This is a genomic window from Pseudomonas sp. L13, from assembly GCF_009935965.1.
GTDB classification, from domain to species: domain Bacteria; phylum Pseudomonadota; class Gammaproteobacteria; order Pseudomonadales; family Pseudomonadaceae; genus Aquipseudomonas; species Aquipseudomonas lactis.
In genome coordinates this window covers 37,500-51,254 of the sequence record NZ_QODJ01000047.1, presented here as the reverse complement: position 1 = coordinate 51,254, position 13,755 = coordinate 37,500, and the positions used below count along the sequence as shown (strand labels likewise).

The window sequence follows — 13,755 nt, the reverse complement described above, 5'->3', positions numbered from 1 at the left end:
GATGCAGCTGGTTAAAGCGGCGTGATTTTTAAGAGCAAAAACAATGAGTTATTTTTTGTTTGATAAGAGCTGGCTTGACTCTGTAGGAGCGAGCTTGCTCGCGAAAAACTTACAGGCGCCGCGTTTACCCAGGGTGCACACGTTATCGTTGACGTTTTTCGCGAGCAAGCTCGCTCCTACATTGGGTGGGTGGTGTCAGTGTTTGATCAGTTTGTCCAAGCCATCCAGTAAACGCTTCAACGCGCCCTGGTTGGCCTGCATCACCTTGAGCCCCGCCTGCGCCATCTTGCGTGCGTCCTGGGGCAATTCGAACAACTGTCGCACCGCCTCGGCCAGCCCATCGGCATCGTCCACCTCTCGCAACGCCCCGGCGTCGCGCATCATCGCGGTGATGTCGAGAAAGTTGAAGACATGCGGGCCCATGATCACCGGCTTGCCCAGCGCCGCCGGCTCCAGCGGGTTGTGGCCGCCAGTCGGCACCAGGCTGCCGCCGACGAACGCACTATCGGCCAGGGCGTAAAGAAACAGCAATTCGCCCATGGTGTCGCCAAGCAACACCGAGGTTTGCTCGGTGACCGGCTCACCACTGGAGCGACGCACCGTGGCAAAGCCTTGCTGCACGCAGCGCTCAAACGTCGGGCCAAAGCGCTCCTGATGCCGGGGCACCAGAATCAGCAGTGCGTTGGGGTAGTTCGCCAGCAACTGGCGATGAGCGGCCAGCACCACCTCGTCTTCACCTTCGTGGGTACTGGCGGCGATCCAGACCGGACGCTCGCTGGCGCCCCATTGCTCACGCAGGGCGGCGGCGCGGGCCGTTAGCTGGGGGTCGATGCTCAGGTCGAACTTGATCGAGCCGGTCACTTCCACGGTTTCAGGGCGTGCGCCCAGGCTGCGGAAACGTTCGGCCTCGGTCTCGGTCTGTACGGCGAACAAGCTCATTTCTGCCAGCATCGGTGCCGTCAGCTTGGCAAACCGTGCGTACCCCTTGGCCGAGCGCGCCGACAACCGTGCATTGGCCAGCGCCACCGGGATACCGCGCTGGGCGCAGGCATGGATATGGTTGGGCCACAGCTCGGTTTCCATGATCACCGCCAGCGTAGGCTGCACGCGGTCGAGAAAACGCTTGGCAGCGCAGGGCAAGTCGTACGGCAAGTAGCAGTGCTGGATGCGCGGTTCGTTGGCGAACAGCGCCTGGATACGCTCGGAACCGGTGGGCGTCATGCAAGTGACGGTAATCGGCAACTGTGGATAACGCGCCATCAACCCGCGAATCATCGGAGCGGCGGCAATGCTTTCGCCCACTGACACCGCGTGCACCCAGATCCCGCCGGGCCGCATCACCGGCAAGCCATAGGAAAACCGCTCGCCCACCCGCTTGGCGTAGGCTGGCGCCTTGCGCGCGCGCAACCACAAGCGTAAGGCCACCAACGGCAGCGCCAGGTAAAACAGACAGCTATAGAGAGTTCTATTCATGGCGGCGGAGTTTATCGGCTTTTTCAGTCGATCGCCTGCAAGCACTCGGCAAAACGTTTAGCCAAAAAGCGTGCGGCGGGCCCCAGGTGCTCGTCACGGCGCCACACCAGTTCCACCACCAGGGCGGGCGGGGTCCACTCGCTGGTCAACTCGACCATCTGTTGCTGGTAGGTCGGGTATTGCACGATATGCCGAGGCAACCAGGCCCAACCCAGGCCACTCATCAGCCATTCGGCTAATACGTAGAAGCTGTCGGCACGCCATACCAGGGGGCTGGCCGCCTCGCTGCCGGGGTAGACGCTGGTCTGGGTCGACATCAGCAACTGCCGAAACTGGGCCAGGTGCTGGCACGTCACGTACTGCTCCTTGGCCAACGGGTGATTCACTCCGCATACCGTGACCATTTCCACACTGCCCACCACCCGACGCTCCAGGGCTTCGGGAATCTGGTCGTGATAGAACAACAGCCCCAGGTCCGCCTTGCGCTCCACCAACTTGCGCGCCACATCGCCCTGGGCCGCGCTGGACAACTGCACCTCCAGCAACGGGTAGTGCACAGCCAGCGCCTCCAGGCTATCGAGTACTGGTTGGAACAACATCGCCTCATCTTGGGCCAGGCGCAGGCAGGCTTCCTCGCCGCGGGTCAACGACAAGGCCCGCCCCGTCAGGCGTTCACACTGGCGCAGTACCTCACGCGCTTCCTCCAGCAACACACTGCCGGCTTCGGTCAGGCGCGGTTGCCGGCCGCTGCTACGTTCGAACAGGACAACGCCCAAGTCCGCCTCCAGCAGGGCAATGCCATTGCTGACCGCCGATTGCGCCTTGCGCTGCCCACGGGCCACGGCAGAAAACGAGCGCTGCTCGGCGACGCTGACAAACAGGCGCATCTGCTCCAGATCCCATTGCACGCTCATGGCTCAACCTATCTTAAATTCGGATAGGTAATGACTTTACCCCATCTGGCAGCCAGCTAAAATGCCGACCACTGTAGGAGCGAGCTTGCTCGCGAAAAACTCACAGGCGCCGCGTGTATTCAGGAAGCGCGGGTTATGTTGACGTTTTTCGCGAGCAAGCTCGCTCCTACAGTTCTTGAAATCACACCGAGGATTGCCCCATGAATGCCGCCTACTACTACTTGGCTATCGCCATCTGCTCGGAAGTGATTGCCACCGTTTCCATGAAAGCCATCAAAGGCTGGAGCACCCCTATTCCGCTGCTGCTGGTGATCGTCGGTTACGGCGTGGCGTTCTGGATGCTGACTTTGGTGGTGCGTACCGTGCCGGTCGGCGTGGCGTACGCGGTATGGGCCGGGATGGGCATCGTGATGGTCAGCATTGCGGCGCTGTTCATCTACGGGCAGAAGCTGGATGTGCCGGCGATGCTGGGGATGGGCCTGATTGTGCTGGGCGTGGTGGTGATTCAGCTGTTCTCGAAAACCGCGGGCCATTGAAGCGCTAGCCCAGCGACAAGTTTCAAGCTACAAGCGGCAAGAAAAAGCAGCACGGTCGGCCTCTAACTTGCCGCTTGCAGCTGATAACTTGCAGCTGCGCGCTATACTAGGGCCCCCTTTTCTACCCACGAGGTCCCGCGCGCATGCCTATTTCCACCGACGTTCTGATTGTCGGCGCCGGGGTTGCCGGCCTCTGGCTCAATGCGCGCCTGCGCAGCCAGGGGTTTTCCACGGTACTGGTGGAAAGCGCCACCCTGGGCGGCGGGCAAAGCCTGAAGTCCCAGGGCATCATTCACGGCGGTGCGAAATACGCCCTGCACGGCGCCCTCACCGGCGCCTCCGAAGCCATTGCCGACATGCCGCGCCGCTGGCGTGAAGCTCTGGCCGGCAACGGCGAGCTGGATCTGTCCGGCGTGCGCGTGCTGTCCCAGGCGCATTATCTGTGGTCGCCCGGCACGATTGCCGGCAACCTCACCAGCTTTTTCGCCAGCAAGGCCGTGCGTGGCCGCGTCGATCAGGTCAAGGGCGACGAACTGCCCCTGGCGCTGCAGAACCCTCGCTTCAAAGGCAAGGTCTATCGCCTGGCCGAGCTGGTGGTGGACGTGCCCAGCCTGATCAACCGCCTGGCGCAATTGGCTGGTGACGGCCTGCTAGCCGGTCAGCACATCGAACCGCTGCTGGACGGTGACACCCTGGCGGGCTTGAAAGTCGATGGCCGTGAGATCCGCGCCCAGCGCATCGTCCTGAGCGCTGGCGCAGGCACGGCGGACTTGCTCGCGGCCCTGGGCCATAGCCAGCCGGCCATGCAAAAACGCCCGCTGCACATGATCATCGCCAAAGGCCCCGGCCTCAAGCCGCTGTACGCCCACTGCCTGGGCGGCGGCACCAAGCCACGGATCACCGTCACCACCCACCCGGCCGCCGATGGCAATTGGGTGTGGTACATGGGCGGCGATATCGCCGAGGCTGACGGCGTGGCGCGTACGCCGCAAGAACAGATCGCCACCGCGCAGAAAGAGCTGGCGCAACTGCTGCCCTGGATCGACATGAGCCAGACCCGGTGGGCCACCCTGCGGGTGGATCGCGCCGAGCCGCTGCAATCGGGGCTCAGCCGTCCCGACAACGCCTTCCTCGCCGAAGACGGCCGCCTGCTGGTGGGCTGGCCGACCAAACTGGCCCTGGCCCCGGACTTCGCCGACCGCGTACTCCACGCCCTGGCGCGCGACGGCATCCGCCCCAGCGCCAACACCCCTCTGCCCGAGCTGCCAACCCCGGCAATCGGCCAACCCGCCTGGGAGCAACTGTTGCCATGAGCCTGCCAACCCTGCACGACCTGCATCGCCCGCTGGGCAGCACCGGCCTGCTGGTGTCGCCCCTGGGCCTGGGCACCGTCAAGTTGGGCCGCGACCAAGGGGTGAAATACCCCAACGGCTTTCAGATCCCTGGCGACGACGAGGCGCGCATGCTGTTGCGCCAGGCCCGTGAGCTAGGCATCAACCTGATCGACACCGCGCCGGCCTATGGCATGAGCGAAGAACGCCTGGGGCCGCTGCTGCGTAATCAGCGTAAGGACTGGGTGATCGTCAGCAAGGTGGGCGAAGAGTTTGCCAACGGCGTGTCCCATCACGATTTCAGCGCGGCCCACACGCGGATGTCGATCGAACGCAGCCTGAAACGACTTGAAACGGACTTTATCGATCTCGTGCTGGTGCATTCCGACGGCAACGACTTGCATATCCTCAATGATTGCGAGGTTTACCAGACCCTGGCGCAGTTGAAGAAAGACGGCAAGATTCGCGGTTTCGGCTTCTCCGGCAAAACCGTCGAGGGCGGCGTGAAAGCGCTGGAACAGGGCGACTGCGCGATGGTCACCTACAACCTCAACGAACAGGCCGAGAAGACCGTGATCGACTATGCGGCCGCCCACGGCAAGGGCATCCTGGTGAAAAAGGCCCTGGCCAGCGGCCACGTGTGCCTGGAACCGGGAATGGATCCAATTCAGGCCAGTTTCACCTTGTTGTTTGCGCAAACGGGCGTCGCCAGTGCTATTGTCGGGACCATTAACCCGCTGCACCTGGCCCATAACGTAGCAACTGCTGCCCGGGTCATTCGTCAACTCTGATGCCGCCCACGCGGCCGACCCCGTCGCAAGAAGGAGCCGACATGCCGCGAACGCTCATAAGAAAGAACCCCAGCAACTTCAAGACACTGCCGCTGCATGTCGAAGCCACCCCCGAAGGCCTGAGCTACCAGAGCGTCGGCATGCCGCTCAACTTCGCCCAGACCCTGCAACGGCGCAAGCCGGTCGAGGTGCCAGACGCCGAGCGCTTCGCCCTGGAACTGGCGAACCTCGGCGTCTCGGTACGCCTGACCCTGCACTGGCAAAACAAGGACTACTGGGTGCTGGTGCGCCAACGCCGCCAGGACCGTGGCGACGTGGTGCTCAAGCTGATCTCCGGCTACGTCCCGGCCCATGAACTGAACCTGCCACTGCACACCGCCATCCAGGAAATCGCCGAGGAGTGCCTGCTCGAAACCCCCGAAGGCTGGCTGGGCGGGCGCTTCAACGACACCTGGCTGCCGGCGCCCTACTCCGCTGCCCTGCATTACCGCGAGGCCCTGCCGTTTCGCCTCAGCCCTTTGTCCGGTGCCGCGCGCCCGGTGCGCTGCGCCACCATGCAACTGATCGAACGCCCAAGGGCCTACGTGCACCTGCCGACCGCCTCGCTGCAATTGATTTATGACCTGCGCCTGGAAGTGCCGAAGGAAGCCAAGTCCCTCAGCTTGTTTCATGTGGATGAGCGTTTGGAGGGTGACCAGTTGGTGGCGCGCCTGGATCGCCAACGCCCGGACCTGTATTTGATGCCGCTCAAAGATGGCGAACCGCTTGCGGAGCTATATACCGTCAAGAAGGATCAGCTGTACCCGGCCAGCACACGCGGCTTATACCTGGCGGAAAGTTTTGCCCAGCAAGAGGGCTGGCTGGTACGCGATGAGCGGATTCGCTGGAAGGACTGGCTCAGGCAGCAGGGCCTGGCAGAGCCGGAAAAAGACTCCAAGCTCAAGCGCTTGACCGGCAAGGCGCGGCAGATGCTGCGCAAGATCGTGCCGAAGAAGAGCTAGGGGCGAGCAGGCTCGCCCCACGGGGTATCACTCGTTGTTGCGGATCTTCTCGACAATCGCGGTGGTGGAGCTGTTTTCAACCAGCCCCAGCACTTTGACCGTGCCACCGTAGGCGCTGACGATGTCCGCACCGACCACCTGGTCGACGGTGTAGTCACCGCCCTTGACCAGCACGTCAGGCTTGACCTGGGCCAGCAGGTTTTCCGGGGTGCCCTCGGAGAAGCTGATCACCCAGTCCACCGCGCCCAGACCCGCGAGGACCGCCATGCGCCGGTCAACACTGTTGATCGGGCGGCCAGGGCCTTTCAAGCGGCTGACCGAAGCGTCATCGTTGACCGCAACGATCAGGCGGTCACCTTGTGCGCTTGCCTGTTCCAGGTACGTCACGTGCCCGGCGTGCAGGATGTCAAAGCAGCCGTTGGTGAACACAATGCTTTCGTTGTGAGCTCGAGCATCGTCAATCGCCAGCAGCAATTGCTCCAGGCCCAGCACACCGCGCTCCGAGCCTTCGGAACGCTGGATGGCGCGGCGCAACTCCGGCGCGCTGATGGCGGCGGTACCCAACTTGCCCACCACAATGCCCGCCGCCAGGTTGGCCAAGGCCACGGCATGGGGCAGCTCTTCACCGGCGGCAATGGAGGCAGCCAGGGTGGAAATCACCGTGTCGCCGGCACCGGTGACGTCAAACACTTCACGGGCACGCGCCGGCAGGTGCATGGCCGGGTGGCCCGGACGCAACAGGGTCATGCCGTGCTCGCCACGGGTCACCAGCAAGGCGCCCAGGTCGAGATCGGCCATCAGCGCCGCGCCCTTGCTCACCAGTTCGTGCTCATCAGCGCAACCGCCGACGATGGTTTCGAACTCGCTGAGGTTTGGCGTGAGCAGGCTGGCGCCTCGGTAAACCGAGAAGTCCTTGCCCTTGGGATCGGCCAGCACCGGAATGTTGCGAGCCTTGGCGGCCTGGATCAACACCTGGTGATTCTGCAAGGCGCCTTTGCCGTAGTCGGACAACACCAGCACCTTGATACCGTCGAGCAGTGCCTCGACCTGGTCGCCAAGGGCCAGGGCGTCGGTGGCGAAGGGCTCTTCGAAATCGATACGCAGCAACTGCTGGTGACGGCTCATGACTCGCAGCTTGACGATCGTCGGCTGATGGGCGATGCGCTGGAACAACGCACGCACGCCAGCGCCCTGCAGGCTGTTAGCCAGACTTTCGGCCGCTTCGTCGTCGCCGGTCACCCCCACCAGGGAAGCCGGGGCGCCGAGCGCGGCAATATTGAGCGCGACGTTGGCAGCGCCACCTGGGCGGTCTTCGATTTGCTCGACCTTGACGACCGGCACCGGAGCCTCAGGGGAAATCCGTGAGGTACCACCATGCCAGTAACGGTCGAGCATGACATCGCCGACCACCAAGACAGCGGCTTGATTGAATCGCGGCATGGACAACTTCATGGAGCAACCCACATACAAAATGAACAGGGGCGCGATATTAGCACAGGGTTTGCGATGGCTTGCGACTGGCGCGATGCGGAATCCACCGCAGGCCAAATATGAAAGGGGCTTGCGAAACTGATCTGTGGCGAGGGCGCTTGCTCCCGTGACGGCCTTCCAGCCGAAGCTTATCTACCTGATGCACCGAGCTCAAAAATGTGGGAGCTGGCTTGCCTGCGATAGCGGCCGGCCAGCTTGCACTTCTACTACTGACCCACCGCTATCGCAGGCAAGCCAGCTCCCACAGTTGGTTGGATCAGGTGATATCAGCCTGCACCGGCGCATCCAGGCCCATGGCATGCAGGCGAGCGTAGTAACCGTTCTGCGCCAACAACTCGCCATGGGTGCCACGCTCGACAATCCGCCCGTCGTCCATCACCAGGATCAGATCAGCCTTCTCGATGGTGGACAAACGGTGCGCAATCACCAGGGTCGTGCGACCTTGCATGACCTTATCGAGTGCCGCCTGGATATGCCGCTCGGACTCGGTATCGAGGGCCGAGGTGGCCTCGTCGAGGATCAGCAACGGCGCATTCTTGAGCAACGCACGGGCAATCGCCAAGCGCTGACGCTGGCCACCGGACAACAACACACCGTTCTCACCCACCTGGGTATCAAAACCCTTGGGCAACTGGTCGATGAAGTCCTTGGCGTTGGCATCCGCCGCCGCAGCCTCAACGTCGGCACGAGGCGCGCCGGCCAGGTCGCCGTAGGCGATGTTGTTGGTCACGGTATCGCTGAACAGAGTGACATGCTGGGTAACCTGGGCAATGTGCTTACGCAGGTTGAGCAGCTTGTAGTCCTCGATCTCGATGCCATCGAGCAGGATTTCACCGCTTTCATGGTGGTAGAAGCGCGGGATCAGGCTGGCCAGGGTCGACTTGCCACTGCCCGAACGCCCCACCAGCGCAATCATCTGCCCAGGCTCGGCGGTAAAGCTGATGTCCTTGAGCACATGGCGATCGGTACCAGGGTAGGTGAAGTTCAGGTGACGCACTTCCAGGCGACCGCTGACCTTGTCACGTTCAATAGTGCCGTGGTCGACCTCAACGTCTTCGTCCAACTGTTCGAAGATGCTTTCGGCGCCCGCCACACCTTTCTGGATGGTCGAGCTGACCTCCGAGAGTTGGCGGATTGGCTTGGGCAGCAAGCCGGCCAGGGTGATGTAGGCGACCATGTCACCCGCCGAGGCGTCGCCACGCAGGTACAGCACCAAGAACATCAGCACGGCCATGGCGGAGTAGATCACCAATTGCAGCGCCGGGGTGTAGATCGCCCCGGTGCGGGTCATGCGCAGTTGTTTGTTGGTGTTGCTCTGGCTGGCCTTGAAGAAGCGCTTCTGTTCGTAGACTTCGCCGCCGAAGCTGCGCACCACGCGGTAGCCCTGGATGGTCTCGGAGGCCACGTGGGTCACGTCGCCCATGGCCACCTGGATCTTCTTGCTCTGCTTGCGGAATTTCTTGCTGGCGGTACTGACCATCACGGCAATCAACGGCAGGATCGCAATCATCACCAACGTGAGGCGCCAGTTCATGTACAGCAGGGAGGCGAACAGGAAGATCACCGTCATGCCTTCGCGAATCACCACCTTGATGGCATCGGTCGCGGCACCGGTGACCATGGTCACGTTGAAGGTGATGCGGGAAATCAGATGCCCGGAGTTGTGGTTATCGAAGTAACGGTTGGGCAGCGTCAGCAGGTTGTTGAACAGCTGCACCCGCAAGTCGTGGACCAGACCCAGGGAGACCTTGGCCAACAGGTAGTTGCCCAGGAACGAACCCAGGCCCTGCCAGGCTGCGATCAGGATAATCAGCAGCGGTACCGCCTGCAGCAATTGCAGGTCGCGCAAAAACGGCACGGTCGGGAACAGCACAGCTTCCGGATTGGAAAGGCCATCAACAAAGTACTTGAGGATGTAACCCAGCATCGGTTGGGTCGACGCGAAAATCAGAAATCCAAGGATACTCAACGCGAACAAGCCCATATAGGGCTTAACGTAACTGAGCAGGCGGAAGTATATTTTCAAGCTCGAAGGGCTTGCGCTCGGACTGGAGTCGGTCATATCACGCGGCGTTTTGAAAAAGGAGGCTGACTTTAGCACAGCTTCTCTGTTGTACTTGCACCCGGCGTAAGCCGCGGCCCGGTTGGATCCTACCGGCGACATTACTTAGCCACTAGCTTAAGATGGTCGGCTTTCTCTTTCTGGAATGGCTTTACTGTATGCACTCCAAGCGCCTTACCTATGGCTCAAATCGCGTTTTCGACTTCCTGGTCCTATGGATTTTGCCTGTTGGCTTGTTGCTGCTCCTGAGTGCACTGTTCTTCGTCGGCAATCGCAACGTACTGCACCGCATTGTCTACATCCTATTCAGCGTACCGACCTTGTTTCTGTTGTGCATGCGCCCTCGGGAGCTCAAGGACCTGCTGCGCGAGCCCCTGGCGATCGCGTTTCTGGCGTTCTCCGCCTGGGCGCTGACCAGCCTGCTCTGGAGCCCTGAACCCAGTTCCGATACCGACCTGTTCAAGCGGCCGTTGAATACCTTCATGGTGTTTGGCGGCTGCGGATTACTGCTTCATTACCGCAACGAATTGTTCAAGCCGATCTTCTTCAGCGCTGCGGTAATTGCGCTGGTGGTGAGCCTGGGTAACCTTGTGGCGTTCGCCAAAGGCTATCAACCTGGCATGCGTATGATCGGCGGGCTGGGCGCCCTCGACAACCCGCTGCTCAGCTCGCACCTGTTTGGCTTTTTCACGGTGTACTGGCTGTACGTCTGCATGACCACCCAGCGTCTCAACGTGCTGTGGTTCAGCGTACCGGCCCAGGCAATCATGACCGCCGCGGTGCTGGCGACGGGTTCACGCACGCCGCTGGTGGCGCTGACCCTGGCCATACTTTGGATGAGTTTTGTCAGCCGCAATCGCCGCTCAATGCTACTGCTCGCCGGCACCGCCTTGGGCATCGTCGGGCTGATCCTGTTCTATCCTGAATCAATCATTATGCGTGGCAGCTCGTTCCGCCTGGAACTGTGGAGCATGTCTTTGCAGCTTATCGCCGAGCACCCGTGGATCGGCCATAGTTACGACTCCGAGTTGTTCCTGACCTTGGCGGACGGTTATCAACTGCGCGAGCCTCACAGCTTCGCCCTTGGCGTGCTCTATTACGTCGGCATCATCGGTTTCATCCCGTGGGCCTTCATGCTCGGCTGGGGCCTGTATAAAGGCCTGCAACAACGCGCCCAGCCGCTGTTCATCCTGGCATCGTCGCTGCTGGCTTACGGCATCGGCGCGGGCCTGACCGAAGGCGGCGGCATCCTGTCACGGCCCAAGGAGCATTGGTTCCTGCTGTGGATCCCCCTGGCAATTATCACCGGCCTGAGCCTCGCCCAGCGCCACCGCAGCCTGCTGCGCATGCCGGTGCAAAACCTCAAGCCTGCCGCGTTTGAACAGCTGTGCAGTAACGCCCATGTGATTGAAGCCGATGGCCTGGGGCCCAAAGTCCTGCGCCTGGAGGACGGCAGTTTCCTCAAACTGTTCCGCCCACGCCGCTGGTACACCTCCGGCAGCTTCAACCCGTACTCCGAGCGCTTTGCCAGCAACAGCGAGCAATTGCGCACCCTGGGCATTCCTACGCCGCACATCCTCGGGCTCTACCGCCTGAGCGATGCCAGCAGCGCAGTGCGCTACACGCCGTTGCCCGGCCTGACGTTGCGCCAAGCGTTGCAAAGCCTGGACAGCAGCCTGCGTGAATCACTGGTTGAGCGCTTTGGCCGGTTCATGGCGCAGCTGCACGAGCGCGGCGTGTACTTCCGTTCGCTGCACTTGGGTAACGTGTTGTTGATGGACGATGGTGAATTCGCCCTGATCGACGTGGCAGACCTGCGCATCTACCCGTCTTCACTGCGTCACGCCCTGCGCCAACGTAACCTGCGCCACATGCAGCGTTATCCCCAGGACCGCAACTGGCTGTTCGAAACGCATTTCGAACAACTGGTCAAAGGTTACGCCTCGGTGGCAAGCCCAGCCGCCACTGCGAAAATCCGCGAGCAGGTCCAAAGCCTGTAAACACCTGTAGGAGCGAGCTTGCTCGCGAAAAACTCACCGGCACCGCGTTCATTCAGGCAGCACGCGTTATCGTTGACGTTCTTCGCGAGCAAGCTCGCTCCTACAGGGTGCCGTGGCGGCTCAGTTTTTGAGCGGTGCCAGATACAACCGTACCAGCCCCCGCAAGGTCTTGCGCCCCCAGAACTTCAACGGGATCTGCTTGAGAATCTCCCGTGCCAACGGGCGGTCGCGGTCGGCGGTCTTGAGGAACATCGAGTTCAGGAAGTTGTAGCGCACCGCGTCATAAGCCGGGTGCTCGCTGAACTTGGCGTAGGTCTTGAGGATGTTCTGGATCATGTAGCGGTGGTTCTTGTACGTGTTGCTGGCGTGCTGGCGATACTTGGCCATCACCACGTCAAGGGCGTCGATGGTGTAGCCCGCCGCGGTAATCTTCAGTTGGATCAACAGGTCTTCCAGGGGAATCTGCGGATCGAAACCGCCGACCTCCTCCAGCACTTCGCGACGAATCAGCATGGTCGGCGCCGGTGGAAACGGCTTGCGGTCCAGGAACAGGTCGTCGAAATCCAGACGGCGAAACGGCACATCGCGACGCTGCTTCTTCTCCGGGTGCAGATTGCCGTCTCCGTCGATCAGCTCGATATTGCCGGCACACATGCCCACCTTCGGCTTGCCGCCCATATACGCCACCTGGGTGGCGATACGGTCCGGCAACATGATGTCATCTGAACCGAACGGTGCGATCAGGCTGCCCTTGGCGCGAGCAATTGCACCGTTCAAGGTGGCGCTGAGCCCTTGGTTCTGCTGCACCCGGAAATCAAAGCCGTGCTCGGCCTGCAAGCGCTGGATGCGTTCGACGCTGTCATCCTTGGAGCCGTCATCGACCACCAACAACTCGATATTGGGGTAGGTCTGCCCCAGCACGCTAAGAATGCTTTGCTCGATGTACTGGCCATGGTTGTAGGAAGCGATGATCACCGAGACCAGGGGTTGTGGCTGATTCATGCTCTACCTACTTCACGCAAACCGGTTTCAATCAGGGTCAGGTACTTGTGCTTGAACTCGTCGAGGGTGTGGTTGGCCTCCAGATAGCGGAACACCTCTTCACCCTTGGCACGTAATTGTTCATCGCTCAAGGCCAGGTAAGTGTCCAGAGCCGCAGCCAGTTGTTCGACGTTGCCCGGGTCGTGGAACAAGCCGCCCGCGCCCTGCACCAGCGGCAGCATCGCCGGGCCGTTGGAGGCGATCACCGGCAGATGGCCGCTCATGCCTTCCAGCAGGGCCAGGCCCAGGCCTTCGAACAGCGACGGCATGGTCCAGATATCGAAGCCACGCACGTACTTCATGCCGTCTTCGCGAAAACCCAGCAAGTGCGCACGGCCGGTCAGGCCCAGGCGCTCGATGTCGGCGCGCAGGTCGGCTTCGGCACGGCCGGAACCAATGATACCCACCTGCGCCTCAGGGTATTTGTCCTTGAGCGTGGCGAAGGCTTGCAGCAGATGGGTATGGCCTTTGATCGGCACAAGGCGCCCCAGTGCGCCGATCATCCGTGCATCCATGGGCAGGCCCAGGGCCTTGCGCGCGTCCTCGCGGGACAGTTGCAAAGCCTCTGCCTGGGGAATGTCGATCGCGTTGGTGACGTAGCTGGTGTTCTCACGGGTGAACCCGCAGTTGAGGTCTACCAGGTAGTCCTTGACCGCTTCGGACACACCGACAAAGCGCCACGCCGGGCTGACCCAGCGCTGGGTCTGACGCCGACGGTAACCACGGGCGTACTCGCCAAAGCCGTGGGAGATGCCGATGCACAGGGGGATCTTCAACCAGCGGTTGAGTGACAGCATCATGTTCACCGATTTGAAACGGTTACAGATGACCACGTCGAACTTCTGCTCACGGCAATACTTGTAGATCTGCCACATGGCGCCAAAGCGAATGCCCTTGAGGGACTTCTCCGGCAGCTCGAAATAGTGGGAGTGCTCGGCCACGCTCAGGGGCTGGCCAGGCAGCGGGCGCCCGCTGAGAAATCCGGAGGTCACCTCAAAGCGCTCAGCCGGCAAGGATTTGACGATTTGCTCACCCAAGTCCGCGAAGTCATGGGTCTTGACGTTGTAGTCCGGCTGTAACTGCAAAACCTTGAAACGAGGCTTCATAACTCTCCA

Annotated in this window: 11 protein-coding genes; 5 read left to right on the top strand and 6 right to left on the bottom strand. The window is 61.5% G+C overall.

Going from position 1 to position 13,755, the window contains the following annotated elements; all coding sequences use genetic code 11:
- Positions 1–195: 195 nt before the first annotated feature.
- Complete coding sequence (waaA, locus tag DK871_RS21095) at positions 196–1,473, bottom strand: lipid IV(A) 3-deoxy-D-manno-octulosonic acid transferase (RefSeq protein ID WP_161906487.1); 1,278 nt, start codon at positions 1,471–1,473, stop codon at positions 196–198.
- 23 nt (positions 1,474–1,496) lie between these two features.
- A complete protein-coding gene (locus DK871_RS21090; protein ID WP_161906486.1) occupies positions 1,497–2,387 on the bottom strand; it encodes a LysR family transcriptional regulator in 891 nt (296 codons plus the stop codon).
- 200 nt (positions 2,388–2,587) lie between these two features.
- On the opposite strand from DK871_RS21090, the gene DK871_RS21085 reads away from it, so the two are divergent.
- The 4 genes from DK871_RS21085 (at position 2,588) to DK871_RS21070 (ending at position 6,046) form a co-directional block, all read left to right on the top strand.
- Positions 2,588–2,923 carry a multidrug efflux SMR transporter gene (locus DK871_RS21085; protein WP_003188013.1) on the top strand — a complete coding sequence of 112 codons (336 nt, stop codon included), beginning with the start codon at positions 2,588–2,590 and terminating at the stop codon, positions 2,921–2,923.
- Positions 2,924–3,066: 143 nt separating this feature from the next.
- Entirely contained in the window at positions 3,067–4,236 is a 1,170-nt protein-coding gene (locus tag DK871_RS21080; protein ID WP_161906485.1) for an FAD-binding oxidoreductase, read from the top strand.
- Positions 4,233–5,045 (top strand): aldo/keto reductase, encoded by an 813-nt coding sequence (locus tag DK871_RS21075; protein WP_161906484.1) that lies wholly within the window; start codon positions 4,233–4,235, stop codon positions 5,043–5,045. Before DK871_RS21080 ends, DK871_RS21075 begins: the two co-directional genes overlap by 4 nt.
- A 41-nt stretch (positions 5,046–5,086) precedes the next feature.
- Positions 5,087–6,046: a hypothetical protein gene (locus tag DK871_RS21070; RefSeq protein ID WP_003188010.1), complete on the top strand. Its 960-nt coding sequence runs from the start codon at positions 5,087–5,089 to the stop codon at positions 6,044–6,046.
- A 27-nt stretch (positions 6,047–6,073) separates the two neighbouring features.
- On the opposite strand, the gene hldE is transcribed toward DK871_RS21070, so the two are convergent.
- Together hldE and msbA are read right to left on the bottom strand one after the other, a co-directional pair.
- A complete protein-coding gene (hldE, locus tag DK871_RS21065) occupies positions 6,074–7,498 on the bottom strand; it encodes a bifunctional D-glycero-beta-D-manno-heptose-7-phosphate kinase/D-glycero-beta-D-manno-heptose 1-phosphate adenylyltransferase HldE (protein ID WP_161906483.1) in 1,425 nt (474 codons plus the stop codon).
- A 295-nt stretch (positions 7,499–7,793) separates the two neighbouring features.
- Entirely contained in the window at positions 7,794–9,599 is a 1,806-nt protein-coding gene (gene msbA, locus DK871_RS21060) for a lipid A export permease/ATP-binding protein MsbA (RefSeq protein WP_161906482.1), read from the bottom strand.
- A 158-nt stretch (positions 9,600–9,757) separates the two neighbouring features.
- On the opposite strand from msbA, the gene DK871_RS21055 reads away from it, so the two are divergent.
- Complete coding sequence (locus tag DK871_RS21055; protein ID WP_161906481.1) at positions 9,758–11,599, top strand: bifunctional O-antigen ligase/aminoglycoside phosphotransferase family protein; 1,842 nt, start codon at positions 9,758–9,760, stop codon at positions 11,597–11,599.
- A 120-nt stretch (positions 11,600–11,719) separates the two neighbouring features.
- Here the strand turns inward: DK871_RS21055 and DK871_RS21050 are convergent, their stop codons facing one another.
- Both DK871_RS21050 and DK871_RS21045 read right to left on the bottom strand, forming a co-directional pair.
- Positions 11,720–12,601: a glycosyltransferase gene (locus tag DK871_RS21050; RefSeq protein WP_161906480.1), complete on the bottom strand. Its 882-nt coding sequence runs from the start codon at positions 12,599–12,601 to the stop codon at positions 11,720–11,722.
- A complete protein-coding gene (locus DK871_RS21045) occupies positions 12,598–13,746 on the bottom strand; it encodes a glycosyltransferase family 4 protein (RefSeq protein WP_161906479.1) in 1,149 nt (382 codons plus the stop codon). Before DK871_RS21045 ends, DK871_RS21050 begins: the two co-directional genes overlap by 4 nt.
- Positions 13,747–13,755 lie beyond the last annotated feature (9 nt).